The organism is Streptomyces zaehneri (assembly GCF_032248645.1).
Taxonomy (GTDB): domain Bacteria; phylum Actinomycetota; class Actinomycetes; order Streptomycetales; family Streptomycetaceae; genus Streptomyces; species Streptomyces coriariae.
In genome coordinates this window covers 19,832-44,472 of the sequence record NZ_JASTTJ010000033.1, presented here as the reverse complement: position 1 = coordinate 44,472, position 24,641 = coordinate 19,832, and the positions used below count along the sequence as shown (strand labels likewise).

Below are 24,641 nucleotides of genomic sequence, written 5' to 3'. Positions count from 1 at the left end.
GATCGCCGTCGGCGTCCTGGCCGCACCCGTCGGATCGTCGCTCGCCGCGACGCCCGGCGGGGACGACACCGAGGGCGTCGACCGTGGCGAGTGGCCGCCCGGCCGGATCGGGATCGGCCCGCCGCGAAGGACGCCGGCCCCTGCCGCCCTACCGCGTGCGACCCTGCCCCGTGTACACGTACGGCGTCGTCGTGCTCAGTGGCGCGAAGCCCAGCCGTTCGAGGATGGGGCGGCTCTGGTCGGAGGCGTCGACCTGGAGGTAGCGGTAGCCGCGGTCGGCGGCGATGCGGGCGCGGTGGGCGATCAGAGCGCGGTAGACACCTCGGCCGCGCCAGCCCTCTACGGTGCCGCCGCCCCACAGGCCCGCGAACCTCGTTCCAGGGATGAGCTCCATCCGCGCCGAGCTCACCGGCACGTCCCCGGCCATCGCGAGCAGCGCCACGATCGCGTCCGGGTCGGCGGCGAGCCGGGCGCGCAGAAGATCCCGCAGCCAGGAGCCGTCGTGCCCGAACGCCCGCTCGTTCGCCTCGACCATGAGCTCGATCCCCGCCCGGTCCGTGACGGGGACGATGCGGACCCCCTCGGGCGGTCCGGCGTCGACCAGCTGGTCACCGGTCTCGCCGATCATCAGGGTCTCCTCCGGGTCGGCGGTGAAACCGGCCGCCGTGAGCCGCTGCCCGAGGTCGGCCGGACGGTCGTGACCGTGCAGCTTCCACTCGAACTCGTGCCCGAGCCCGGTGAAGTAGGCGACCTGTTCCGCGATCACCGCGTCGGCGTCGGCGGAGTCCAGGTCGGACCAGAGCACCCCGCTCCAACCGCCCTCGCCGCCGACATGGCGAACCACGGAACCGGTCCGTTCGACGCGCGCGTCGGAGCTCTCGGGGCGCGCGCCCTCGCGCATGTCCCGGTCGTAGAGGGCGAGTACCGCGGCATGATCCATGCGCCCACTCCAGCACCCCCGCCCCGCCTCGACAACGGAATTACCGATGCGGGGACGTGCGGGGCGCCGCCGCGCCGTCCGGCCGCACCGCCGCCAGGTACGCGCTCAGCCGGTCGCGGTTGCGGGCCAGACAGTCGATCCGGGCCTGGATGCGGTCGATGTGCCCCTCGAGGAGGGCGGCGGTCTCCGGGGTGAGGTGCTCGGCGGGCAGGACGATCTCGTCGGGGCCGGACAGATACGGCAGGATCGCGCGGATCATCTCGGTGGTGAGGCCGGAGTCGAGCAGCCCGCGGATCTGCTGCACGTCCCGGACGGCCGCCTCCCCGTAGGAGCGGTAGCCGTTCTCCCCGCGGTCGGGGTGCAGCAGGTCCTGCTCCTCGTAGTAGCGCAGCAGCCGGGTGGGGACACCGGTGCGGGCGGAGAGGTCGCCGATCTTCATACCGCGCTCCGATCTTCGCTCACCGTCGGCCGCTCGGCGCCGCGGCCCCCCGCCGTCGCTCCGCGTGCGGCGCACAGGGCACGCTTGCCTTCACACTGATGTGAATGTTCGACCATGGTGGCATGTCCACCACCTCCATGGTCAAGGGCACCGCCGTGCCCGCGTCCCTGCCCTGGCCGGGGCTGCTCGCCCTGTCCACGGCCGCCTTCACCGCCGTGGTCACCGAGCTGCTGCCCGCCGGGCTGCTGCCGCGCATGGCGCCGGCCCTCGGCGTCCCCGAGGCCCGGGTGGGGTTCCTGGTCACCGGGTACGCGCTGGCGTCGTTCGTGGCGGCGATCCCGGTGACCGCGCTGCTGCGCGGCCTGCCGCGCCGGCCGGTCCTCGTCGGCGCCCTGCTGGGCTTCGCGCTGAGCAACGCGGTGGTCGCGCTGTCGTCGTCGTACGGCCTCACCTTCACCGCGCGCCTGGTCGCCGGTGTCATGGGCGGCACGCTGTGGGCGATGCTCGCCGGCTACGCGGCCCGGATGGTGCCGGCCGGGCGATCGCGGTCGTGCTCGCCGGCATCACGCTCGCGCTGTCGCTGGGGGTGCCCGCCGGGACGGCGCTGGCCGAGGTGGTGGGCTGGCGCGCGGCGTTCGGGCTGCTGTCCGCACTGGCGGTGCTCCTGGTGGGCTGGGTGCGCCGGCGGGTTCCCGACTTCCCGGGCGAGGCACGGGGCGAGCGGGTGCCGTTGGCCCGGGTCGCCCTGCTGCCGGGGCTCCCGGTGATCCTTTCCGTGACGCTGTTCCTGCTGCTGGGCCACCAGGTGCTCTACACGTACATCGCGCCCTTCACCGAGCACGCGGGGTTCGGACGTACGGACGTGGTGCTGCTGGTGTTCGGGGCGTCCACGGTCGCCGGGATCTGGGGGACGGGCCTGTTGGTGGACCGGCGCCCGCGGGCCACGCTGCTCGGCGCGCTCGCCCTGTGCGCGGCGGTCATGCTCGCCCTCGGCCGGTACGCCGACGCGCCCGCGGTGCTGCTGGTCTGCGTCGCCCTGTGGGGAGTGGCCTTCGGCGGGGCGCCGACCCTCATCCAGACGGCACTGGTGAACGCCTCGGGGTCCGCCGCCTCCGACGTGGCGACCTCGCTCCAGACGACGGTGTACAACGCGGGCATCGCGGGCGGCTCGCTGACCGGAGGTGTGATCCTCGGGGCACGGGGCCCTGGGGCCCTGCCGTGGACGGCGCTGCCGCTGATCGCGCTGGCCCTCACCGCGGTCGCGCTGGGCCGCCGGCACGCCTTTCCGGCCGCGCGGAGCCGAGCCGTCTCCCCGGGAGTGACGGTGGCGGGACCGCTTCCCGAGCTGGTCGAGGAGGTACCCGCCCCGCACCGGCGGTTCCACGGCGACTGAGGCGGACCCGTCCGGCCGGGCGCACCCAGCGCTTCGACGGCTCACCGTACGGCGCGCCGTACCGCCGCAGGCCCCCCGCCCCCGCCCGACATGGCCGAGGGGGCCTGCACACTCCCGCTCCGAGGAGGGCGGCTCAGCGCTCCGCGTGCGGGCGGAACCGCCGCTGGAGGGCCAGACCGCCGAGCAGCAGGGCCGCGCTGCCGGCGACGGCGGGCAGGGTGGCGTCGGCCCCCGTGTGGGCGAGCGAGGACATGGCCTCGGGCACCCCGCCCTGGGGCGCGACGGCCGGCGCCTGCGGAACGGCCCGCGGGCCGGGGTGCTGTGGCCGCGAGGGCGGGTCGTGCCGGGTCGGCGGCTGCGGCGCGGGCTCGACGGGCGGCGGGGGCTCCTCGTCGGACACGTTGACGGACGCGTTGCCGAGCGCCGGGTTCGCGATGCCGACGACGTTCACGCTGTTGCCGCTGACGTTCACCGGGAGATGGACCGGCAGCTGGACGCCGTTGCCGGAGACGACGCCCGGGGAGTCCTGCGTGACACCGTGTGCGGTGGCCCCACCGCCGGAGGACGCCCCGTGTGTGGCGCCCCCACCACCGTACGAAGCGCCGTGCTTCCCGGGAGCGGCCGTCGCGCCCTTGTTGGCACAGGTGTTGCCCGCGGCGGGGTTCAGCACGCCCACCACGTTCACCGTGTTCCCGCACAGGTTCACCGGGAGGTGCACCGGCAGCTGGACGCCGTTGCCGGAGATCAGTCCGGGCGAGCCGGCCGCTGAGCCGTCCGCCGCGGAGTCGGCGTGTGCGGGCAGTGTCACAGCCATCGCGCCGGAGACTGCGGCGACGGCCATCACACCGGTTCGGGTAACCCGTTTCATGGGTCCCTGCCTTCCAGACTTCAATCGCGGGCACTCGCCCGCACCCGGTAGAACGTCGGCGCACCGTCCGGGTTATGCCTGAACACCCTTTCACCCCGTCGGGTCACCTTCGCGATCCCTCTTCGGCCCCCTCGTCGAACCGCTGTCAGCCCCGTCGCACGGGCCTCGCGGGCCGTCCGGGGCGCACCCCGCGAAGGGGCGCGGGGTGCTCCCCTCCGCCCGGAGGCGGGTCGTCGGCAGGCCGCCTATCGTGAGCGAGGGCGCCGTTCCCGGACCGCTGCGGGCGTCCCTGGAGGCACTGATGCTGGCCAAGCTGCCGACGCGGCCCGGGCTGCGCCGCTGGGCGCTCGCCGCCACCGCCGCACTGACCCTGGTGGGCGCGGGCCTGCCGACGGCGACCGCGAGCCGGAACGCCGCCGAGGACGACCGTGCCGACCTCTCCCGGTTCTACGGCCAGAAGGTCACGTGGTCGGCGTGCGACGGCGACGGCAAACCCAAGGACCTCCAGTGCGCCGGCCTGACCGTCCCGCTCGACTACGACCGTCCCAAGGCCGGCACGCTCGACCTCGCGCTCGCCCGCTACCGGGCCACCGGCGACAAGCGCGGCTCGGTGGTGCTCAACTTCGGCGGTCCCGGCGGCCCCGGTGTTCCCGAACTCGCCTATGGAGGAAAGGAGTTCATGGAACTCACCGACGGCTACGACGTGGTCACCCTCGATCCCCGGGGAGTCGGCCGCTCCTCCCCCGTCAGCTGCGGGGACGGTACGGACAGCGGACTGGCCTCCCTGGACGACGACTCGGCCCTCGCCGATCCCCAGGCGCTCCTCACCCGGTTGAAGGGGGTCGCCGCCGACTGCGCCGAGCACTCGGGGCCGGTGCTGCCGCACATAGGCACCGTCGACGCGGCACAGGACCTGGACGTGCTGCGCGGGGCACTCGGTGACAAGAAGCTCAACTACCTCGGCTTCTCGTACGGCACCCGGCTCGGCGCGGTGTACGCCGCCCGGTTCCCCGACAAGGTGGGGCGGCTGGTCCTCGACGGCGTCGACACCCTGACCGAGCCGCTGACCGAGCAGGGCCTCGCGGGGGCCCGGGGGCAGCAGGTGGCGCTGGACGACTTCGTCGGCTGGTGCACGAAGGACATCGCCTGCCCGTTCGGGCAGGATCCGCGCGTGGCCCGTGAGGAGGTCGTCCGGCTCGTGCGCTCGCTGGACGAGGACCCGGTGCCGACCGACTTCGGCGACGACTTCTCCGGCCAGGACCTCGTCGGCGCGCTCGGGCAGGGGCTGTACAGCAAGGAGCTGTGGCCCCTGCTGGAACGGGCGCTGGCCCAGCTCATCGAGAGCGGGGACGCCGGCGGGGTCCTGAGCTTCGCGACCGGCGGCTTCGCCCTGCCGCTGCCGTTCCCGCTCCGGACCGCGGGCCGCGGCGAGCCCTCCCCCGGGGCGCTCGTCGACGAGGACGACGTCCCCCTCGACAACCTGCCCGCGGCGCTGATGGCGATCAACTGCGCCGACGATCCCGACCGCCCCACGGCAGCGCAGATCTCCGCGGACCTGAAGCGGCTGCGCGCCGCGTACGACAAGGCCTCTCCGGTCTTCGGGCGGTACCGCCTCACCGAGGTCCTGATGTGCTACGGCCGCCCCAGGGGAACCGACTTCGTCCGCGACGAGGTGAAGGACCTGAGCAGCCCGAAGATGCTGCTGGTCGGCACCCGAGGGGACCCGGCGACGCCGTACCGCTGGACCGTGGAGACGGCAAAGCGTCTCGGCGCCCCGGCCGTGGTGCTCGACAACAAGGGCGACGGCCACACCGGATACGGGTCGTCCACATGCGTGCACCGCAAGGTCGACGACTTCCTGCTCTACGGCTCCCTCCCGCCCAGCGGCAGCTCCTGCGGGCCCGACGAGGACGACGACTGAGTGCGCCGGTTCCTGCCGCTGCTGCTCGTCTGCCTCCTCGCGGCCGGGACGACGGTCGCGTCGTCCGCCCGGTCCGCCTGGTGGTGGCTCGCGGCCGGACCGCTGCTGGCGGCGGCCGGTCTGGGAGGCTGGGACCTGCTCCAGCGCCGCCGCTCCGAACTGCGCAACCACCCGCTGGTCGGACGGCTGCGGTATCCGAAGCAGGAGGTACGGACGCACGCCCGGAGCGCCGACGCGCGGGAGCCGTTCGGCGCCGACCGGGACGCGTACGAGTATCTGGTGCCGTCGCTGCGACCGGTCGAGCCGGCCGAGGAGCCGCCGGTGGTGCGGGTCGGCGGGCCGGACTGCTCCCAGCCCTACGACATGGCGCTGCTGAACGTGTCCGCGATGAGCTTCGGTGCGCTGTCGTCGCGCGCGGTCCTCGCCCTCAACAGGGGGGCGGCGCTGGGGCGTTTCGCACAGGACACCGGGGAGGGCGGGCTGTCGGAGCACCATCTGCGCGGCGGCGGCGACCTGGTGTGGGAGATCGGGACGGGGTACTTCGGCTGCCGCGACGCCGACGGCGGCTTCGACGCACGGGAGTTCGCGGACAAGGCGGCGCTGCCCGAGGTGAGGTGCGTGTCGTTGAAGCTGTCCCAGGGGTCGGCGCCGGGCAGCGGCGGGGTGCTGCCCGGGGTGAAGGTGAGCGCCGAGATCGCGCGGGAGCGGAAGGTCCCGGTGGGCGAGACGGTGGTGTCGCCGCCCTCGCACCGGGTCTTCTCGACGCCGCGTGAACTGGTGCTGTTCCTGGCCCGGCTGCGCGAACTGGCGGGCGGCAAACCGACCGGGTTGAAGCTGTGCGTGGGCTCGCGGCGGGAGTTCCTCGCGGTGTGCCGGGCGATGGTGGCGGAGGGTCTGACGCCCGACTTCGTGGTGGTGGACGGGTCGGAGGGCGGGACCGGCGCCGGGCCCGCGGGATTCGCCGGGCATCTCGGTATGCCGCTCACCCAGGGGCTGATCACCGTGCACAACGCCCTGGTCGGCGTCGGGCTCCGGGACCGGGTCCGGATCGGGGCGAGCGGCCGGGTGGCCACCGGCTCGGACATCGTCACCCGTCTCGCGCAGGGCGCCGACTACACCAACGCGGCCCGGGCGATGATGCGCGCCGTCGGCTGTGTCGGCGCGCTGCGGTGCCACACCGGGACCTGCCCGGCCGGCGTCGCGACCCAGGATCCGCTGCGGGCGCGCTCGTTGCACGTGGCCGACAAGGCCCGGCGGGTCCGGCGCTACCAGCGGGAGACGGTGCGTGACGCCGTCCGGATCATGGCGGCGATGGGCATCCGCGACCCGGCCGGGCTCACCCCCGGCCATCTGGTCCGGCGGACGCGGCCGGGCACGGTCCGCTCGTACGCGGAGCTGTACGAGTGGCTGGCGCCGGGAGAGCTCCTCGCCGGACCACCGCCGTCCTGGGAGACGGACTGGAAGGCCGCGGATCCGGACAGCTTCGGCTAGCACCGCCGCGGCCGACGGCCACGAGGCCTGCGGCGGCTGCCACGGCTACGAGGGCTTGACGGTGACGAAGGCGTCGATCGCCGCCGTCAGCTCGGCCGGCCTCTCGACCGGGAGTTCGTGGCCCGCGTCGAGGATGCGGACGGTGGCGTCCGGATAGGCCTTGGCCATGCGCAGCATCTGCTGCACCGGGAGCTGGATGTCGTGGTACCCGTGGATCATCAGGGTGGGGGCCTGGATCTCCCCGACCCGGTCCAGCACGTCGAAGGCGCGCATGGCGCCGTACAGCGTCATGACCACCTCGCGCGGGGTGTCCGCGGAGGACTTGACGTACGCGCGGATCTCGTCGCGGGGATAGCCGGGGGCGAAGGCCCGCTGGATGTTGGTGGCGACGAACAGCTTGAAGGGGACGAGGGTGGAGACGCCCATCAGCAGGCCCCTGCCCCGGCTGTAGGTCATCCGGCCGATGGAGTTCACCAGCACCATGCGTTCCACCCGTTCGGGGTGGGAGAGGGCGACGGTCTGCGAGATCATCCCGCCCATCGAGTGGCCGACCAGCACGAACCGTCCGACCTCCAGGTGGTCGAGGAGAGCCAGGAGGTCCGTCGCCAGCTCCGCGACCGTCCTCACGCCCGCACCACTGCTCTCGCCGTGCCCGCGCAGGTCGAGCCGGATCACCCGGCGGCGCTCGGCGAAGTGCGCCACCTGGTGGTCCCAGCGGTGCCGGTTCGCCGTCCAGCCGTGCACGAACACCAGGGGCACCCCGTCGCCGTCGCGCGGGCCCTCGTCGTCGTACGTCAGTGCTGCGCCGTCGACTTCGAGCTGCGGCATGGGTGCCTCCTGCGGTGCGGTCCCGGTTACTGACGCGTACGGTAACCGGCCCAGGGGGTCGCCGTCACCGTCGGGCTCCTACGAGATCGCGCTCGGAGCTCCACGGGATCGCGCACCAGGGGGCAGGTCGTGCGGTGACCGCGTCCGCGGCCGAGCTCGGCGCCCACGACGGCGGGATGAGCGAGGGCCGGCCGGGAGGTGCGTTCGCTCGTGTCCATCAGCACGACGCTCGCCCCGGCGGCCGGAAACGTCCGCCGGCCACCGCTGCGACCGTAACCGTGACCGCTGGAACGCAGGCGGCCGGAGATGCACGGCCATTGCCCCAAATGCCTGAACGGCAATTGGGACCTATCGTGCTGATATGGAGCACGCACTCAGCCCATCGACCCTCTCCGAACTGCGCCGCCCGCGCCCCTATCCCGCGGTGTCCGTGCTGACGCCGACGCACCGGCGGGAACCCGAGAACACCCAGGACCCGGTCCGGCTGCGCAATGTCGTGGCCGAGGCGAAGAAACAGCTGGAGACCGACCCGGCGGTCAGCCGCGAGCGCCGTGCCGACGTCGCCGACCAGCTCGACCGGGCCCTGGCCGAGGTCGACCTGGCGCACGCCGAGGACGGCCTGGTCATCTACGCCGCCCCCGGCGAGCACCAGGTGTGGTCGCTGGCCCGTGCCGTCCCCGAACGCGTCGTACTCTCCGACACCTTCCTGACCCGCAACCTCGTCTCGGCCCAGGCCGCCGAACGCCCGTTCTGGGTCCTGTCGGTCTCCGCCGACCGCGTCACGTTGTGGAACGGCGGCGCCGACCGGATCACCGAGGAACACGCCGGCGGCTTCCCGCTGGTCAGGAGCCAGCCGAACTTCGACGCCGAACGCATGGAGCGGATCGGCGACCTGCCCAGCACGTTCCGCGACGAGGACACCCGGCACTTCCTGCGCGAGGCCGACACCACCCTGGGCAGACTGCTGCGCGAGGACCCGCGACCGCTGTACGTCACCGGCGAGCAGGCGGCGCTGTCGCTCCTCGACGAACTGGGCGGAGTCACCCGGGGCGCGGTGCACGTCGCGCACGGCGGGCTCTCCCACGGCACACCCGACGCCGTGTGGCAGGCGGTGCGCCCGCTGCACGACGCGCAGGCCCGCCGCAACACCGCCGCCGTCGCCAGGGAGCTCGACTCGGCCCGTGGGCACAAGACGTTCGCGGCCGGCGTCGACGAGCTCTGGCAGAACGCCCGGGAGGGCCGGATCCGGCTGCTGGCCGTGGAGGAGAACTACCGCGTCACGGTCCGCGACGGCGGCGATCATCTCGTCCCCGCCGTGAGCGGCGATCTCGACGCTCGCGAGGACATCGTGGACGAGATCGTCGAGCAGTGTCTGGAGACGGGCGCCGAGGTGCGCTTCGTACCCGACGGCGCGCTGGGCGACGCGGACGGGATGGCAGGCGTACTGCGCTACTGACCCGCCGCTCGGCGGCGGCCCGGCCGGTTGCGCCGGCGTCGCACCGGCCGGGGCCGGCAGCGGCTCTCACCGGCGGCGTACGCTACGGCGTGATCGTCCGCCGGGAGGGTGAGTACGTGTGAGTGACCTGCTGGGCGTGGCCGTGCTGGGTGCCGGACACATGGGGGCCGACCATATACGCCGCCTCGATCGCGTGGTCAGCGGTGCCAGGGTCGCCGCCGTGGCCGATCCCGATGCCACGCGCGCGAAGGAGGCCGTGGCCGGCATCGCGGGGGTGACGGTCCACACCGAGGTCGAGGCCGCGCTGGACGCGCCCGGCGTCGGGGCCGTGCTGATCGCCTCGCCCGGCCCCGCGCACCAGGAAGCGCTGCTGGCGGCCTTCGCCCGCGGGCTCCCGGTGTTGTGCGAGAAGCCCATGGTGCCGGACCCGGCCGGGGCGCTGCGCGTGCTGGAGGCGGAGGCCCGGCTGGGGCGGCGCCTCACGCAGATCGGGTTCATGCGGCGCTACGACGCCGGGTACCGCGGACTCAAGGCACTGCTGGACGACGGGCGGCTCGGTCGGCCGCTGATGCTGCACTGCGTGCACCGCAACGTCTCCTCGCCGCCGGGCTTCACCAGCGCGATGCTGATCGACAGCTCGGTGTCGCACGAGATCGACGCGGCCCGCTGGCTGCTCGGCCAGGAGCTGACCGCGGTCACCGTGCGGCGCCCGCGTCCCTCCGCCGGCGCCCCGCAGGGCCTGCTCGACCCGCAGTTCGTGCTCTTCGAGACCGACGGGGGCGCCCTGGTCGACGTGGAGGTCTTCGTCAACTGCGGCTTCGGGTACCAGGTGCGCTGCGAGGCCGTGTGCGAGGCGGGCAGCGCGCGTGTCGGCGACGACCAGGGGATGCTCGTCACCACAGGGGGCGCCGCCGCCGCGGACGTGCCCCAGGACTACCTCGTGCGGTTCGTGGACGCCTACGACCGCGAGGTGCAGGCCTGGGTCGACGCCACCCGGCGCGGTCTGGTCACCGGCCCGACCGCCTGGGACGGCTACGCGGCCTCCGTCGTCGCCGAGGCCGGGATCCGGGCCCTGGAGAGCGACACCCGCGTCGCGGTCGAACTCGCCCCGCGCCCCGGCCTGTACACCGCGGGCGGTCACTGACGCCCGACGGGGCTCAGGCACTGCCGAGCAGGGCCTCCAGCCCCTGGTCGACGGCGGCGCCGACATCCTCCCGGCCCGCCGCGACCACGGCGTAGCTGCGCAGCAGGAACCGGCGCAGGGCGCCCGTCTCGAACTGGAGCAGGGCCAGGCCCAGCGGAGAGTGGAACTCCACCACCGTACGGACCGGCCCACAGGGCCAGATGTGCACGTCTCCGCTCCCGGCCGGACCGCCCACGCCCTGCTCCAGCAGGGCCCGGCCGAAGGTCCAGGTGACGGCCTCGCCCGCGAGGGAGACCTCCGCCGGGAAGTCGACGTGCACGGCGAACGGGTCGGTGGAGTCGTAGCGGAGCGTGGCGGGCACGGGCAGCTCCTGGTCCTCCGCGGTGATCAAGCGGGCGCGGACGGGTTGTTCAAGAGTGATGTCCATGCATGTACGACCTCGCGGGAGCCTCTTGCATTACGCGAAAGCGGTGTCCAATTCATGTGACCTACGTCACAACGGCCGTTGCCTGGAACATCAGCCCGACGAACATGCGACCGATGGCCACCTCGACCCCCTCAGGAGTCCCCCAAGTCACGTACGCCACCTACGACTTGCCCTCCCTCCGGCGCTTGCCGACCACCCCCCGCCACCCCTCCCCGAAGACACTGGCATATGCCAGAAGCACCACCGAATCGTGTGTTGCCATATCCCTTACACGCCGTCGCAGGCTGTGCAACAGTCGTAACGGCCCTCGTGTCAGCCTTCGCCGTACCGTCCCGCATCGGAGTCGTCATGCCGCCCCATGTCTCCGCGGACCGCTCAGCCGCCCAGCCGCCGGGCCGCGGCTCGGTCGACGCGCTGATCACGCAGACACGACGGCTCAAGGGCGACATGGACGCCGTGCGGCAGGACACCCGGAGCGACGCGGCGGACCCGCAGGGGCGCTGGCAGCGCGCGCTCTGCGACCTGGCGCTGCATCAACTCGACGACCTCGACACCCACTTGGCTCAGTTGCGGGACGGCCCGCCGCCCGTGCCGGCCGCCGAGCCCACGCCCGCCGCGCCCACCGCACCGGTGGCTTCCCGGCGCGAGTCGCTGCTGAGCCGCGTCGGCAGCGCGGAGTGGAACCTGCTGACGGACGAGGCCGTCTGGTCCGAGGAGCTCTACGGGATCGTCGGCCGCGACCCCGCCGCTCCCCCGCTCACCCTGGACGAACTGCCCGCGCTCGTCCTCGACGAGGACCGGCCGAAGCTGACGGCGATGGTCACGGACTGCCTGATCGACGCCCGTCCCATCGACGGCGAGTTCCGCGTCGTGCGACCGGACGGCGAGCACCGCACGGTGCACATGATGGGCGAGCCCGTGCTCGACGCCGAGGGCGGCACCACCTCGATGTGGGCCGTGCTGCGGGACGTCAGCGAACTGCGCCGCAGCCAGCGGGCGGTACGCGAGAGCCGTGACTCGCTCCAGCGGCAGCGGCACCGCGCCCAGACCGAACACCGGCTCGCGGTGGAGTTCCAGGAGGCCGTGCTGCCGCCGTGGCGCGGCTCCCCGCGCCTGCCGCACCAGGGCCCGCGCTCCCTCGACCTCGCCGCCCACTATCTGCCCGCCGCGGCGATCTCGCGCATCGGCGGCGACTGGTACGACGCGCTCGAACTCTCCGACGGGCAGACGCTGCTGAGCGTCGGTGATCTCACCGGCCACGGCCCTACCGTCACCTCGACCACGGCGATGCTGCTGGGTGCCCTGCGCGGAATGGCCATGGCGGGCACCCGGCCGGCCCAACTGATGTCCTGGCTGAACCAGTTACTGGACGCCACGGTCCAACCGGCCCTGGGCAGCGCGGTCTGCTGCCGCTACCGGCCGGACACCCGCACCCTGCTGTGGGCGCAGGCCGGACACCCCGCCCCCTTGCTGTTCCGCGACGGGACGGGACGCCGGCTGGACGCACCCCAGGGCGTGCTCCTCGGAGCCACCGCACGCGCCGCCTACGGGCAGGCCGAGGAGACCCTCGAAGAAGGCGACCTCCTTCTGCTGCACACCGACGGGCTGGCACCCGCCGACCGCCTCCTCGGCCTGGCCCCCCGTCTGGACAGGGCGCGCACCGCACAGGAGTGCGTGCGGATGGTCGTGGAGGAGTGCGGCGAGAGCGAACGCGCCGACGACGCCTGCGTGCTGGTCGCCCGGGTCACCCGGTGAGCTGAACGACCGACGACAACCCGCTCACACCCGGGTGCCGTCGCCCCCCGTGGCGCCCCTGCCGCCCTTCTGCTTCGGCAGCGCCAGCCTGATCTCCTCCCGCAGTTCACTGATCCTCGGGTAGCCCGCGTACTGCGCGGTGAGCCGGTACATCTGGCTCAGCCGGTCCCAGGTGCGCCGGGACGAGTTCGACCCCATCGACATCAGGGCCAGCCGCGCGAACCGGTCCGCCTGCTCGGGGTCGTCGGCGATGAAGCAGGCGGACGCCATGGACAGATGGTCGAAGATCTTCGACCGTTCCCGCCCGTCGACGCGCAACGCCAGCGCCTGCTCCGCGTAGTACTGGGCATGCGCGGCCGCCTGTGGCTCGAACTCGGCCAGCGTGCGGTAGGCCAGCGCCTGCATGCCGTACAGATCCTCGTCCTTGAAGGTCTGCATCCAGGACGGCGGTGTGATGTCGCCCTTGTCGGAGACGAAGAGGTCCTCCGCCCGGCCGAGGGTACGGCGCATGGCCTGGCCCTTGCCCATCGACGCCTGCGCCCAGGCCTCGATGGTGTGGAACATCGCCCGGGTGCGCGCGGTCACGTTGTCGCCGGATCCGGACTGGGCGAGTTTCATCAGGTCGAGGGCCTCGTCGGGCCGCCCGAGGTGGACCATCTGACGGGCCGCCCGGGAGAGCGCCTCGCCGGCCCGTGGGCGGTCACCGCCCTCTCGTGCGGCATGGGCGGCGATGACGAAGTACTTCTGGGCCGTGGGCTCCAGACCGACGTCGTGCGACATCCAGCCCGCGAGGACGGCGAGGTTGGCCGCGACGCCCCACAGGCGCCGCTGGAGATGGGAGGGGTGGCGGTAGGCGAGGATCCCGCCCACCTCGTTGAGCTGTCCCACCACGGCCTTGCGTTGCAGCCCGCCTCCGCGGGCCGCGTCCCAGGCCCGGAACACCTCCACCGAGCGTTCGAGTTCGTCCACCTCCTCCGTTCCGATGGGGGCGGCCTCGTAGCGGTCGAACCCGGCGGGGTCGGCATGGTGGAGGAGGGGGTGGTCGATGACAGGAGCGTCGGAGGAGAGGGTGGGGTCGGTGTGCAGCCACTCGTACATGGCACTGCTGAGAGCTGATCCCGCGGCGAGCGCGGCACCCGCGCCCACCAAGCCGCGTCGGTTGAGCATGAGGTCCATTCCCGTGAATTCGGTGAGGACCGCAGCAGTCCGTTCGGGCGCCCACGGCACATCGTCGGGATGTTCCACACTCCCGCCGCCGGGCCGATTCCCTGTACGCCCGTGCCGGACCAGACCGAGGTCCTCGATGGTCACGACACGGCCGAGACGCTCGGTGAACAGGGCCGCCAGCACCCGCGGTACCGGATCACGCGGGATCTCTCCCATGTCGATCCACCGCCGCACCCGGGAGGTGTCGGTCGACAGCTGGGGGTGGCCCATGGCCGCCGCCTGCCGGTTGACCAGCCTCGCGAGTTCCCCCTTGGACCAGCCGGCCAGGCCGAACAGGTCCGAGAGGCGGGTGTTGGGTTGTCCGCTCACGTCAAGCCCCCAGGTTCTCGGCTGAGTTGACAGTAGCCCGGTGAAAGTTGCCGGGCGACTATTCGCCAGGGTTCGCCAGGGTTCGCCAGATGGTGTGCCACTGGGCGACGGGTGTCAGGTAGGAAAGCGCCACCCCGACCCGGTCGCCGAGGGACACTCCCCAGGGTGTACCCGAAAGGACCGGTCGGGGCAGCGTTCTGACGTCCGGCACACGAAGGGATCTGTTTCTCCCATGTACGCAGCATCGTCCTCCGTGTCCGCCCCGCCCCGGTCGCTGCACACCCGCCCGGGCGGCGGCGGCCCCTACCTCGACCCCGCCGCGCGGTCCGCGGGTCCCGTACTCGGCGCCGGTCCTGCCCGGCGCCCCGCGGGGCTCGGCACCCAGCCCCTCAGCGGGAGACTCGACCTGTCCGGCCCCCAGGGCGCCCAGCTGCGCACGGCGATCGCGTCCGTGCACCGGATCTGCCCGGAGTTCGCGCCGGTCCAGGTGCTGCGCCGCAGCGGACGCTCGGTGCTGCTGGTCGGCACGACCGGCCGCAGCACGGCGGTCGCCAAGTGTTTACTCGACCACTCCCCCGTATGGGCCGAACAATTCCGGCACGAAATAGCCGCGTACCGCACGTTCGTCCGGCACCGCCCTCCGGTGCGGGCGCCGAGACTGATCGCGGCGGACCCGGACAACTGCACACTGGTGATCGAGCGGATGCCCGGCCGGGTGGCGGCACTCCAGCGGCACCCCACCGAGGCCCCGCCGCGGGCCGACGTCCGGGCGGCACTCGGCGCGGTCTGCCGGCTCAACGCCTGGCGGCCGCCGGCGGGGACGTTCGACGCCCCGCTGGACTACGCCGCCCGGATCTCCCGCTACCACGAGCTGGGTCTGCTCACCGACCGGGACCTCGGCGACCTCCAGAAGCTGCTGCACGGCATCGCGGCCACCGCGGGCCGGCAGGGCATGGGCCAGTTCTGTCACGGCGACGCCCTCCTGTCGAACATCCTTCTCTCACCGGCCGGTCCAGTGCTGGTGGACTGGGAGCACGCGGGTTGGTATCTGCCGGGCTACGACCTGGCGACCCTGTGGTCGGCGCTGGGCGACGCGCCGGTGGCGCGCCGTCAGATCAGCCAGATCGCCCAGTCGGCGGGCCCGGCCTCCCGGGACGCCTTCCTGGTGAACCTGATGCTGGTGCTGACCCGCGAGATCCGTACCTACGAGACGGCCGTGCAGCGTTCGATGCACGACGTCACCCCGCCGGCTCCGGGGGGCCATCCGGGGGGCACGCCGTCCGGCGAGGAACAGCGCCTGCTGCTGCGACGGCTGCACGACGACTGCCAGCTGGCCCGCCGGGCCGTACGCGCGGCGGTCGGCACCCGCTGAGGGGACGGGGGGTCCGAGGTTGCGCCTGAACGGCGGCGCGCCGCGGGCCCCCGGGGTGCGTCAGCGGTGTCTTGGCACGGGAAATCTCGTGTCTGTGGGCATGATTGACGGGTTGTCGGCAAGCCGCTGGCAGATGGCTCATGTCCGGCCCCGCACGCCCCGCCCGCTCGTCCCAGGAGGCCGCATTGCGAAAACCCGTCACTCACCCCGGACCTGGCAGACCCACCCGTAGAGCCGCAGGCGCCATGGCGTCGGCGGCTCTCCTGCTCCCGCTGCTCGGCGCGGCCTCCCCGGCCGAGGCCACCGGTCCCTCGGCCTCCCTGGCTGCCGGGGCGACCAGCCTCCAGCGGGCCTTCGCCGTCGCGGCCGCCGAGTACCACGTGCCGCGGAGCCTGCTGCTGGGCGTCTCCTATCTCCAGTCCCGCTGGGACACGCACGGCGGAGCGCCGAGCGTGACCGGCGGCTACGGACCGATGCACCTCACCGACGCGCGTACCGCGCTCGCCGCGGCACCGCACCACAGCCAGGGCGCGGAGGACGCCCGTGGCGACAGCGCCCGCCCGGCCCGTGTCCCGCAGACGAGTCTCCCGGCGGGCGAGGAGCTCCCGGCCCGGCTGCGCACCCTGCCGAGGGCGGCGGAGCTGACCGGCCTGAGCGCCGAGGAGCTGCGCACGGACCCCGCGGCCAACATCGCGGGCGGCGCCGCGCTCCTGGCCGCCGCGCAGCGCGGCCTGGGCGAGCCGCTGAGCGGTGACCCGGCGGACTGGTACGGCGCGGTGGCGCGCTTCTCTGGCGCGGACGACCGCGCGACGGCCGCCGGTTACGCCGACGACGTCTTCGACGTGCTCCGCACCGGCGCGGAGCGCAACACCGACGCCGGTGGGCCGGTCGCCCTGGCCGCCGTGCCGGACCTGGCCCCGCGGACCGCCCAGCTGCGGAAGACCGGCCTGCGCACGGCCTCCACGGCCGGCACCGAGTGCCCGACGACGGTGTCCTGCGAGTGGATCCCGGCGCCGTACGAGCAGTTCGGCGACAACGACTACGGCAACCACGACCTCGGCGACCGGCCCGCAGCGCCGAGCATCAAGTACATCGTCGTGCACGACACCGAGGGCGGCTGGGAGGGGGTGCTGAACATGGTCCAGGACCCCACCTATGTGTCCTGGAGCTACACCCTGCGCTCCACCGACGGGCATGTCGCCCAGCATGTGAAGGCCAAGGACGTGGCCTGGCACGCGGGCAACTGGTACGTCAACGCCAAGTCGATCGGCCTGGAGCACGAGGGCTTCCTCGCCCAGCCGGACTCCTGGTACACGGAGGCGATGTACCGGTCGTCGGCGCGTCTGGTGAAGTACCTGGCCACGCGGTACGGCATCCCGCTGGACCGGCAGCACATCCTGGGTCACGACAACGTGCCCGGGCCGACCACCGCGGCCGTCTCCGGGATGCACACCGACCCGGGCCCCTACTGGGACTGGCGGCACTACTTCGAGCTGCTGGACCGGCCCTTCGCGGCGACGGCGCGCAGGAGCGGCGCTCTGGTGACGATCCGGCCGGACTACCTCGCCAACCAGCCGGTGTACACGGACTGTGTCACCAAGGGTGAGCCGTGCGCGGCGCACGGTTCGGGCGCGGTGCGGCTGTACTCCGACCACGACGAGAAGTCGGCCCTGATCAAGGACATCGGTCAGGGCTCGGCCCCGACCACCGGCGTGAACGACACCTCCTCGCGGGTGTCCACCGGCCAGCAGTACGCGGTCGCCGACCGGTGGGGTGACTGGACGGCGATCTGGTACCTGGGTCAGAAGGCGTGGTTCCACAACCCGAAGGACCGGCCGACGGCGGTACCCGCGGCGGGCCAGGTGATCACCCCGAAGGACGGCCGCGACAGCGTTCCGGTCTACGGCCGCGCCTACCCCGAGGCGTCGGCCTACCCGGCGGGCGTCCCGGCCCAGGCGGTGTCACCGCTTCCATACGCCCTGCCGAAGGGCCAGAAGTACGTGGTCGGTGACAAGGTGCCGGGCGAGTACTACTACGCGGTCACCTTCGCCACCGGCTCGCACCGGGTGGTGACAGGTGAGGACCAGTACTACGAGATCCAGTACGGCCACCGGGTGGCGTTCGTGCGGGCCGCGGACGTGAAGCTGATGTCCTCCACGTCGTAGCGGCGCCTCAGCCCTGCTGGAACAGCTCCGCCGGGAGCGGTTTCAGCAGGGCGTACAGGTCGTCGGTGATGGGGCGGTCCCAGGCGGCGATGGTCACCAGGACGTTGTCGCTGCGGTCGAACTGCACGCAGGAGATCCGGCCCTCGGAGAGCTTGAGACGGCGTACGATCAAGAGGTTGTCGCCCTGCATCACCGGCATGTCCTCGGTGCCGACGACGGTCACCTCCTCGTCGTTCTCCAGCGCGAGCAGCAGCTGGGCGACCTCGAAGGGGACCTCGCCCTCCGCCACCTCGCGGGCCGGGGATCCCTCGGGCAGATTGCCGATGATCATCGCGGGGCCTCGGCCGCCGAAGAGGTCGTAGCGCAGGAAGACGCCCTGGCAGCTGCCGTCGGGGGCGGGCAGCAGCCCGGCACCCAGATTGCCGGGCCAGTCGCCCGGATCCATGGCCAGGACGTCGAAGTCGGGCCCGGCGGGAGTGGCGCTGCGGCGGCGGAGGAACGACATGCCGCCATGGTACGTGGACAGCGCCGTCCGGCGACCGCCGGGAGGGACGCGGTCCGTCGTCCCGGAGGTGCCGTCACTCCCCGGGTGGTGGCGGCCGACGCCTGTCCGCCCCGTTCCCGCGTCGGGTCGTCCGGTCCGGGCAGGCTCCGTGTGCCGGCCGTGCGGCCGACACACGTCTCAGGTCAGGTCGAACTCCCCCTCCCGCGCCCCCGACACGAACGCGCCCCACTCGGCGGGCGTGAAGATCAGCGAAGGGCTCTGGGGGCTGCCGCTGTTGCGCATCGCGATGAATCCCTCGACGAAGGCGATCTGGACATCCCCCCGCCCCCGGCTGCTGGACTGCCACTCGGCGTTGCTGAGGTCCAGCTCCGGCTTGTCCCAGCCCGTGAGCGGCTGCTGCTGGATGGTGCTCTCGGCCACGTCCGTGCTCCTCCCGGTTCGTCGTCCGCGAGTCAGCCTAGCGATCGGTCCCGGACGCCGACAGAGCACGTGAGGGGGACCTTTCAGGACTGAGGCGGCCGCGCTCCCACGAGCCACATGGAGAAGAACTGCGAGCCGCCGCCGTAGGCGTGCCCCAGGACCTTCCCGGCACGCTCCACCTGGTGTTCCCCGGCCTGACCGCGCACCTGGAGAGCCGCCTCCGCGAAGCGGATCATGCCGGAGGCTCCGATGGGGTTGGTGGACAGGACGCCGCCCGACATGTTGACGGGCAGGTCGCCGTCGAGCTCCGTCACCCCGGCCTCGGTCAGTTTCCAGCCCTCGCCCTCGTCGGCGAAGCCGAGGTTCTCCAGCCACATGGGCTCGTACCAGGAGAACGGCACGTACATCTCGACGGCGTCGATGTCGCGGCGCGGGTCGGTGACGCCGGCCTGCCGGTAGACGTCGGCGGCGCAGTCCCGGCCCGCCTGCGGGGACACGGCGTCCTTGCCCGCGAACAGGGTCGGTTCGCTGCGCATCGCGCCGCCGAGCATCCAGGCGGGCGGCCGGGGCGCGCGGGCGGCGCCGGCCCGGTCGGTGAGGATCATCGCGCAGGCGCCGTCGGAGGAGGGGCAGGTCTCCGAGTAGCGGATCGGGTCCCAGAGCATGGGCGAGGCCTGGACCTTCTCCAGCGTGATGTCGTGCTCGTGCAGGTGGGCGTAGGGGTTCTTCAGCGCGTTGCGCCGGTCCTTGTACGCCACCAGCGAGCCGACGGTGTCCGGGGCGCCGCTGCGCCGCATGTACGCCCGCACGTGCGGCGCGAAGAATCCGCCCGCCCCGGCGAGCAGCGGCTGCTGGAAGGGGATCGGCAGGGACAGTCCCCACATGGCGTTGGACTCGGACTGTTTCTCGAAGGCGAGGGTCAGCACGGTGCCGTGGACGCGGGCCGCGACGAGGCCCGCGGCGACGAGCGCGGTGGACCCGCCGACCGAGCCTGCCGTGTGCACCCGCAGCATCGGCTTGCCGACCGCGCCGAGCGCGTCGGCGAGGTAGAGCTCGGGCATCATGACGCCCTCGAAGAAGTCGGGGGCCTTGCCGATGACGACGGCGTCGATGTCGGCCCACGTCAGCTCGGCGTCGTCGAGGGCGCGGCGGGCGGCCTCGCGGACCAGCCCCGCGATCGACACGTCCCGGCGGGCCGCGACGTGCTTGGTCTGGCCGATCCCGACGACGGCCACGGGCTCCTTGCTCATCGCGGTTCCCCTTCGAGTACGGCGACCAGGTTCTGCTGGAGACACGGTCCTGAGGTGGCGTGGGCGAGGGCGCGGTCGGACTCGCCCCGGTGGACACGGGCGGCGGCCTCGCCGACGCGGATGAGGCCGGCGGCCATCATCGGGTTGGCGGCGAGGGCCCCGCCGGACAGGTTCACCCGCACGCTGTCGTCGAGCCGCAGCGCCTTGCGCAGGACGACTTCCTGGGCGCTGAACGGAGCGTGCAGCTCGGCGGTGTCGACGGGCCGTTCGAAGACGCCGGCCCGTTCCGCGGCCAGGCGGGTGGAGGGCGAGTCGGTCAGGTCGCGCACGCCGAGCGAGTGGGCCTCGATCCGGTGGTCGATGCCCCTGATCCAGGCGGGCCGGGAGCACAGTTCGCGGGCCCGCTCCCCGGCCGCGAGGATCACGGCGGCGGCGCCGTCGCCGACGGGCGGGCAGTCGCCGGTGCGCAGCGGCCGTACGACGTAGTCCCCCTGGGGGACCGCACCACGCAGCTGTGCACGGGAGTTGAGGGTCGCGACCCGGCGGCTGCGGGTACCGATCGCGGCGAGTTCACGCTCGTCGGTGTCGCCGGCGTCGATCAGGGCCTGCGCCTGGAGGGCCGCGAGGGCGACGGAGTCGGGCCACAGCGGGGCGACGTAGTACGGGTCGAGCTGGCGGGTGAGCACGTCGCGCAGGGAGCCGGGTGAGGACTTGCCGTAGGAGTAGACGAGCGCGGTGTCGGCGTCGCCGGTGAGCAGCTTGGTCCATGCCTCGTACAGGGCCCAGGCGCCGTCCATCTCGACATGGGACTCGGAGATGGGCGGCCAGGCGCCGACGCCGTCGAGGGCGAGGGTGAAGGAGAAGGCCCGGCCGGCGAGGTAGTCGCTGGAGCCGGAGCAGGTGAAGCCGATGTCGGCGGTCTTCAGGCCGGTCCGGTCCAGGACGCTGTGCAGGACCGGCATGAGCATCTCGACCTCGGAGAGCTCGTCGGTGGTGCGCAGGACGTCGGTCTGCGCGAAGGCCACCACCGCGATGTCCCGGGTCATAGCAGCTCCTTGTAGGCGTCGTAGTCCGCGTCGGGTTCGCCGGTCGGGCGGTAGTGGTCGGGGTAGCGGGCGCCGTCCGTCCACACGGGCTCTACGCGCAGGCCCATGCGTACCTGGTCGTAGGGGATGCCGCCGATGCGGGCGTGCAGGGCGAGGTCGGCGCCGTCGAGGGCGATGTGGGCGTAGACGTAGGGCACCTCGATGCCGAGATTCGCCGTATGCGCGGCCTTGATGTTGACGATGCAGAAGGTGGTGACGGTCCCGCGCGGTCCGACCTCGACCTGCTCGGCGGTCGGGACGCCGCAGGTGGGACAGGCCCCGCGCGGCGGCACGTACACCTTGCGGCAGGACGGGCAGCGCTCGCCGACGGTCCTGCGGTCGGCGAGGGAGTTGATGTAGGCGCTCTGGGCGCGGCCGGGCGAGTAGGTGTAGTCGAGCCGGGCGGCGGCGACGATGCCGCCGACCGGGTCCGCGAACTCGCCGGTGCTGCCCGTGAGTTCGGCCGGCTCGCCGTCGTAACGCTCGAAGCAGGCGATGTCGGTGATGGCGCCGGTGCGTTCCTCGGCCCAGCGGATCCGGACGCGCATTCCGGTGTGCACGGCGTCGGGGCCGGGGGCGTCGAGGGCGTGCAGGAGGGCGGTGTCGGCGCCGTCGAGCCGGACCAGGACCCAGGCGAAGGGGGTGGTAAGGGGCTGTCCGCGGCGGGGGGCGTGGTTCCAGGCCCAGGTGGTGACCGTGCCGGTGGGGGCGACCTCGACCAGGTCACGCAGTTCGTCGGCGGTGACCGGGTCGTATTCGACGGGCGGGACGAGGGTGCGGCCGTCGGTGGCCGTCACCCCGAGCACGACCCGCTCGCGCAGACCGGTGAGAAAGGCGCTCTGGACGGGGCCGAGGGACCGGGTGAAGGGGAACTCGACGACAAGCGGCGCTTTGAGAACTTCGGGCATCGGGGCTGCCTCCTCGGGAAGCCGACGTCAGCGGGAGCGCCCCGAAAGGGGCGCGGGGCGGTACCGCGTGCGGCTCCGCCGCGTGGGCGCGACCAGCCACGACGGACCCGCAGCAGGGCGAACGGCGCTTGCCACCACTCACCCGGCGGAGCATCACGCACGCCGGTAGACCGCCGGCCTCTTCTCGGCGAAGGCGCGGGCGCCTTCCTTCGCGTCGTCGGTGTCGAACACCGGCCAGCCCCGGGCGAGTTCGGCGGCGAGCCCGTCGGTCTCGGTCAGATCGGCGGCCTCGTACACGGACGCCTTGACGGCCTCCACGGCGAGTGGCGCGCAGGCGTTGACGCGTTCGGCGATCTCCAGGGCCTTGTCCAGGGCGGTGCCGTCGGGCACGACATGCCCGATCAGCCCGATGCCGGCGGCCTCGCGGGCGGTGTAGGGCCGGGCGGTGAGCAGCATCTCCAGGGCGTGGGTGCGCGGGATCTGGCGCGGCAGCCGGACCGTCGAGCCGCCGATCGGGAAGAGGCCGCGTTTCACCTCGAAGAGCCCGAAGGTGGCGGACTCGCCCGCGACGCGGATGTCGGTTCCCTGGAGCATCTCGGTGCCGCCCGCCACGCAGTACCCCTCGACGGCGGCGATCACCGGCTTGCGGGGGCGGTGGTGGCGGAGCATCGCCTTCCAGTGCAGGTCGGGGTCGGCCTTGAGCCGGTCGCGGTGCTGTTCGCCTTCCATGCCGCGGCCGGCCAGGGCCTTGAGGTCCATGCCGGCGCAGAAGGAGCCGCCCGCGCCGGTGAAGACGATCGAACGGACGGAGTCGTCCGCGTCGGCCTCGAGCCAGCCGTCGTACAGACCGACGAGCATGGCGATCGAGAGCGCGTTCCTGGCCTCCGGTCTGTTGAGCGTGAGCACGAGTGTGGCGCCCTCGCGGCGCACGGTGAGGTGTTCGGTGCCGCCCATCGCAGGTCTCCCCTCGGAAAGAACGAAAACAGGTTGCAGGAGGCGTGATGGCAGTTCAAGGGTTTTCTGACAGTCAGTCAGATTTATTGGCGCGAGCCCTTCCCACTTGCCGCCCCCTTTGCTCAGATGACCGACGAACCGTCGGAGAAGCAGGCCCCCGGTCAGGAGGAGCGGTGGAGTACAACCTTGCCGACCTGTTCGAGTCGGTCGTCGACGTGGCGGCGGACCGTGAGGCCCTCGTGTACGTCGACCACCCCGGCACGGGCGCGGAACGCCGTCTGACGTACGCGGAGCTGGACGCCGCGGCCAACCGCGTCGCCCACCACCTCCTCGACAGCGGGATCCGCCCTGGCGAGCACCTCGGCCTGCATCTGTACAACGGCGTCGAGTACCTCCAGACGGTGCTCGGCTGCCTCAAGGCGCGGATCGTGCCGGTCAACGTCAACTACCGTTACGTGGAGGAGGAGCTGGTCTACCTCTACCGGGACGCGGACCTCGTGGCGCTCGTCTTCGACGCGGAGTTCACGGACCGGGTGGCGGCGGCGCTGCCGCAGACTCCGGGGCTGCGGCACCTGATACGGGTGGGGCCGTCGGGTGACGGCATCACCTCCTTCGCGGACGCCGAGGCGGGCGGCTCTCCCGAGCGCGGCTTCCCGGCCCGTTCCGGCGACGACCAGTTCATCATCTACACCGGCGGCACAACGGGGCTGCCCAAGGGGGTGATGTGGCGTCAGGAGGACCTGTTCTTCTCGGGTCTGGGCGGCGGCTCACCCACCGGGGAGCCGGTGAAGAAGCCGGAGGAGATCGCCGAGCGGGTCGCGGCCGGCGGCACGGGGATCACCTTCTTCCCCACCCCGCCGCTGATGCACGGCACCTCCACCCTCACCGCCTTCATCGGCTTCAACTTCGGCCAACGCGTGGTGATCCACCGCAAGTTCGTGCCCGAGGAAGTGCTGAGGACGATCGAGCGGGAGAAGGTCACCAGCATCTCCCTGGTGGGCGACGCGATGCTGCGGCCGTTGATCGACGCGCTCGAAGGCCCCCTGAGGGGCACGGACTGCTCGTCGGTGTTCAGCGTGTCCTCGTCGGGCGCGATCATGTCGGACACGGTCCGCCGCCAGTTCCGGGCGCTGATGCCGAACGCGATGCTGCTGAACAACTTCGGCTCCTCCGAGTCCGGGTTCAACGGCACGGCGACGGAGGACTCGGGGCCCGAGCGCGGCTTCCGGGTGCGCGTCAACTCCCGTACCCGGGTCGTTGATCCGGCCACCCACGAGCCGGTCGCCGCAGGCGAGGTCGGGCGGGTCGCCCAGTGCGGCCACGTGCCGCTCGGCTACTACAACGACCCCGCGAAGACGGCCGAGACCTTCTTCCGCAAGGACGGCGAACGCTGGGTGCTGCTCGGCGACATGGCGACCGTCGACGAGGAGGGCGTGGTCGTGGTCCTCGGGCGCGGCTCGCAGTGCATCAACACCGGGGGCGAGAAGGTGTACCCCGAGGAGGTCGAGCAGGCGCTGAAGTCCCATCCGGACGTGTACGACGCGTTGGTGGCCGGGGTGCCGGACCCGACGTGGGGCAACCATGTGGCGGCTGTCGTGCAGGTGCGCGACGGCGCCGCGCGGCCCTCGCTGGAGGACATCCAGCGTCACTGCCGCTCCCGGCTCGCCGGCTACAAGATCCCGCGTCAGCTGGTGGTCGCGGAGGCCATCCGCCGTTCGCCGAGCGGGAAGGCGGACTACCGGTGGGCGCGCGAGGTGGCGGTCGCCGAGGACCGCTGACCCGGC

General features: G+C 72.8%; 20 protein-coding genes and 1 pseudogene. 9 read left to right on the top strand and 12 right to left on the bottom strand.

Translation table 11 applies throughout. The annotated features are described in order from the left end of the window. Positions 1-148: 148 nt before the first annotated feature. Together QQM72_RS36955 and QQM72_RS36950 are read right to left on the bottom strand one after the other, a co-directional pair. Positions 149-940 carry a GNAT family N-acetyltransferase gene (locus tag QQM72_RS36955; RefSeq protein ID WP_314225169.1) on the bottom strand — a complete coding sequence of 264 codons (792 nt, stop codon included), beginning with the start codon at positions 938-940 and terminating at the stop codon, positions 149-151. A gap of 40 nt (positions 941-980) precedes the next feature. Further along, entirely contained in the window at positions 981-1,379 is a 399-nt protein-coding gene (locus QQM72_RS36950) for a MerR family transcriptional regulator (protein WP_314225168.1), read from the bottom strand. A gap of 104 nt (positions 1,380-1,483) precedes the next feature. Between QQM72_RS36950 and QQM72_RS36945 the strand changes: the two are divergent. Further along, a pseudogene (locus QQM72_RS36945) lies at positions 1,484-2,772 on the top strand (MFS transporter). A 133-nt stretch (positions 2,773-2,905) separates the two neighbouring features. Here the strand turns inward: QQM72_RS36945 and QQM72_RS36940 are convergent. Further along, complete coding sequence (locus tag QQM72_RS36940) at positions 2,906-3,613, bottom strand: chaplin (RefSeq protein WP_314225167.1); 708 nt, start codon at positions 3,611-3,613, stop codon at positions 2,906-2,908. 328 nt (positions 3,614-3,941) lie between these two features. Between QQM72_RS36940 and QQM72_RS36935 the strand changes: the two genes are divergently transcribed. Together QQM72_RS36935 and QQM72_RS36930 are read left to right on the top strand one after the other, a co-directional pair. Next, positions 3,942-5,561, top strand: coding sequence for an alpha/beta hydrolase (locus QQM72_RS36935; RefSeq protein WP_314225196.1), 1,620 nt, complete (start codon positions 3,942-3,944; stop codon positions 5,559-5,561). Beyond that, positions 5,562-7,052 (top strand): FMN-binding glutamate synthase family protein, encoded by a 1,491-nt coding sequence (locus tag QQM72_RS36930; protein ID WP_314225166.1) that lies wholly within the window; start codon positions 5,562-5,564, stop codon positions 7,050-7,052. A 45-nt stretch (positions 7,053-7,097) separates the two neighbouring features. Here the strand turns inward: QQM72_RS36930 and QQM72_RS36925 are convergent, their stop codons facing one another. Beyond that, positions 7,098-7,880: an alpha/beta fold hydrolase gene (locus QQM72_RS36925; protein ID WP_314225165.1), complete on the bottom strand. Its 783-nt coding sequence runs from the start codon at positions 7,878-7,880 to the stop codon at positions 7,098-7,100. 361 nt (positions 7,881-8,241) lie between these two features. Between QQM72_RS36925 and QQM72_RS36920 the strand changes: the two genes are divergently transcribed. Beyond that, a complete protein-coding gene (locus tag QQM72_RS36920) occupies positions 8,242-9,336 on the top strand; it encodes a baeRF3 domain-containing protein (protein WP_314225164.1) in 1,095 nt (364 codons plus the stop codon). 118 nt (positions 9,337-9,454) lie between these two features. After that, positions 9,455-10,480 carry a Gfo/Idh/MocA family protein gene (locus QQM72_RS36915; protein ID WP_314225163.1) on the top strand — a complete coding sequence of 342 codons (1,026 nt, stop codon included), beginning with the start codon at positions 9,455-9,457 and terminating at the stop codon, positions 10,478-10,480. A gap of 13 nt (positions 10,481-10,493) precedes the next feature. Here QQM72_RS36915 and QQM72_RS36910 read toward each other — a convergent pair whose 3' ends face one another. Continuing rightward, complete coding sequence (locus QQM72_RS36910; RefSeq protein WP_314225162.1) at positions 10,494-10,907, bottom strand: SsgA family sporulation/cell division regulator; 414 nt, start codon at positions 10,905-10,907, stop codon at positions 10,494-10,496. A 348-nt stretch (positions 10,908-11,255) separates the two neighbouring features. On the opposite strand from QQM72_RS36910, the gene QQM72_RS36905 reads away from it, so the two are divergent. Beyond that, positions 11,256-12,662: a PP2C family protein-serine/threonine phosphatase gene (locus tag QQM72_RS36905; protein WP_314225161.1), complete on the top strand. Its 1,407-nt coding sequence runs from the start codon at positions 11,256-11,258 to the stop codon at positions 12,660-12,662. 24 nt (positions 12,663-12,686) lie between these two features. On the opposite strand, the gene QQM72_RS36900 is transcribed toward QQM72_RS36905, so the two are convergent. Further along, the gene (locus QQM72_RS36900) at positions 12,687-14,198 is read right to left on the bottom strand and encodes a DNA-binding protein NsdB (RefSeq protein WP_314225160.1); all 1,512 of its coding nucleotides are present in this window, start codon (positions 14,196-14,198) and stop codon (positions 12,687-12,689) included. 232 nt (positions 14,199-14,430) lie between these two features. On the opposite strand from QQM72_RS36900, the gene QQM72_RS36895 reads away from it, so the two are divergent. Continuing rightward, positions 14,431-15,570, top strand: coding sequence for an aminoglycoside phosphotransferase family protein (locus tag QQM72_RS36895; protein ID WP_314225159.1), 1,140 nt, complete (start codon positions 14,431-14,433; stop codon positions 15,568-15,570). Between the two features lie 245 nt (positions 15,571-15,815). Further along, complete coding sequence (locus QQM72_RS36890; protein ID WP_314225158.1) at positions 15,816-17,735, top strand: N-acetylmuramoyl-L-alanine amidase; 1,920 nt, start codon at positions 15,816-15,818, stop codon at positions 17,733-17,735. 7 nt (positions 17,736-17,742) lie between these two features. On the opposite strand, the gene QQM72_RS36885 is transcribed toward QQM72_RS36890, so the two are convergent. The 6 genes from QQM72_RS36885 to QQM72_RS36860 all read right to left on the bottom strand — a co-directional run bounded on the left by QQM72_RS36885 (position 17,743) and on the right by QQM72_RS36860 (position 22,857). After that, positions 17,743-18,240: a hypothetical protein gene (locus tag QQM72_RS36885; protein ID WP_133913251.1), complete on the bottom strand. Its 498-nt coding sequence runs from the start codon at positions 18,238-18,240 to the stop codon at positions 17,743-17,745. Positions 18,241-18,417: 177 nt separating this feature from the next. After that, entirely contained in the window at positions 18,418-18,660 is a 243-nt protein-coding gene (locus QQM72_RS36880; RefSeq protein ID WP_020126126.1) for a DUF397 domain-containing protein, read from the bottom strand. An 83-nt stretch (positions 18,661-18,743) separates the two neighbouring features. Continuing rightward, the gene (locus QQM72_RS36875) at positions 18,744-19,910 is read right to left on the bottom strand and encodes a thiolase domain-containing protein (RefSeq protein WP_314225157.1); all 1,167 of its coding nucleotides are present in this window, start codon (positions 19,908-19,910) and stop codon (positions 18,744-18,746) included. Beyond that, the gene (locus tag QQM72_RS36870; protein ID WP_314225156.1) at positions 19,907-20,956 is read right to left on the bottom strand and encodes a thiolase domain-containing protein; all 1,050 of its coding nucleotides are present in this window, start codon (positions 20,954-20,956) and stop codon (positions 19,907-19,909) included. Before QQM72_RS36870 ends, QQM72_RS36875 begins: the two co-directional genes overlap by 4 nt. Beyond that, the gene (locus QQM72_RS36865; RefSeq protein ID WP_314225155.1) at positions 20,953-21,903 is read right to left on the bottom strand and encodes a Zn-ribbon domain-containing OB-fold protein; all 951 of its coding nucleotides are present in this window, start codon (positions 21,901-21,903) and stop codon (positions 20,953-20,955) included. The genes QQM72_RS36870 and QQM72_RS36865 overlap by 4 nt, the downstream gene beginning before the upstream one ends. Positions 21,904-22,056: 153 nt before the next feature. Continuing rightward, entirely contained in the window at positions 22,057-22,857 is an 801-nt protein-coding gene (locus QQM72_RS36860; protein ID WP_314225154.1) for a crotonase/enoyl-CoA hydratase family protein, read from the bottom strand. A gap of 173 nt (positions 22,858-23,030) precedes the next feature. Here QQM72_RS36860 and QQM72_RS36855 point away from each other — a divergent pair, with 173 nt between their 5' ends. Further along, complete coding sequence (locus QQM72_RS36855; protein WP_314225153.1) at positions 23,031-24,635, top strand: acyl-CoA synthetase; 1,605 nt, start codon at positions 23,031-23,033, stop codon at positions 24,633-24,635. The last annotated feature ends 6 nt before the right edge of the window (positions 24,636-24,641 follow it).

Excerpts from the sequence above, each read along its gene's own strand:
- QQM72_RS36955 (WP_314225169.1), bottom strand. The coding sequence starts at position 940 with ATGGATCATGCCGCGGTACTCGCCCTCTACGACCGGGACATGCGCGAG.
- QQM72_RS36950 (WP_314225168.1), bottom strand. The coding sequence starts at position 1,379 with ATGAAGATCGGCGACCTCTCCGCCCGCACCGGTGTCCCCACCCGGCTG.
- QQM72_RS36940 (WP_314225167.1), bottom strand. The coding sequence starts at position 3,613 with ATGGCCGTCGCCGCAGTCTCCGGCGCGATGGCTGTGACACTGCCCGCA.
- QQM72_RS36935 (WP_314225196.1), top strand. The coding sequence starts at position 3,942 with ATGCTGGCCAAGCTGCCGACGCGGCCCGGGCTGCGCCGCTGGGCGCTC.
- QQM72_RS36925 (WP_314225165.1), bottom strand. The coding sequence starts at position 7,880 with ATGCCGCAGCTCGAAGTCGACGGCGCAGCACTGACGTACGACGACGAG.
- QQM72_RS36920 (WP_314225164.1), top strand. The coding sequence starts at position 8,242 with ATGGAGCACGCACTCAGCCCATCGACCCTCTCCGAACTGCGCCGCCCG.
- QQM72_RS36910 (WP_314225162.1), bottom strand. The coding sequence starts at position 10,907 with ATGGACATCACTCTTGAACAACCCGTCCGCGCCCGCTTGATCACCGCG.
- QQM72_RS36905 (WP_314225161.1), top strand. The coding sequence starts at position 11,256 with ATGCCGCCCCATGTCTCCGCGGACCGCTCAGCCGCCCAGCCGCCGGGC.
- QQM72_RS36895 (WP_314225159.1), top strand. The coding sequence starts at position 14,431 with ATGTACGCAGCATCGTCCTCCGTGTCCGCCCCGCCCCGGTCGCTGCAC.
- QQM72_RS36890 (WP_314225158.1), top strand. The coding sequence starts at position 15,816 with ATGGCGTCGGCGGCTCTCCTGCTCCCGCTGCTCGGCGCGGCCTCCCCG.
- QQM72_RS36885 (WP_133913251.1), bottom strand. The coding sequence starts at position 18,240 with ATGTCGTTCCTCCGCCGCCGCAGCGCCACTCCCGCCGGGCCCGACTTC.
- QQM72_RS36875 (WP_314225157.1), bottom strand. The coding sequence starts at position 19,910 with ATGAGCAAGGAGCCCGTGGCCGTCGTCGGGATCGGCCAGACCAAGCAC.
- QQM72_RS36870 (WP_314225156.1), bottom strand. The coding sequence starts at position 20,956 with ATGACCCGGGACATCGCGGTGGTGGCCTTCGCGCAGACCGACGTCCTG.
- QQM72_RS36865 (WP_314225155.1), bottom strand. The coding sequence starts at position 21,903 with ATGCCCGAAGTTCTCAAAGCGCCGCTTGTCGTCGAGTTCCCCTTCACC.
- QQM72_RS36860 (WP_314225154.1), bottom strand. The coding sequence starts at position 22,857 with ATGGGCGGCACCGAACACCTCACCGTGCGCCGCGAGGGCGCCACACTC.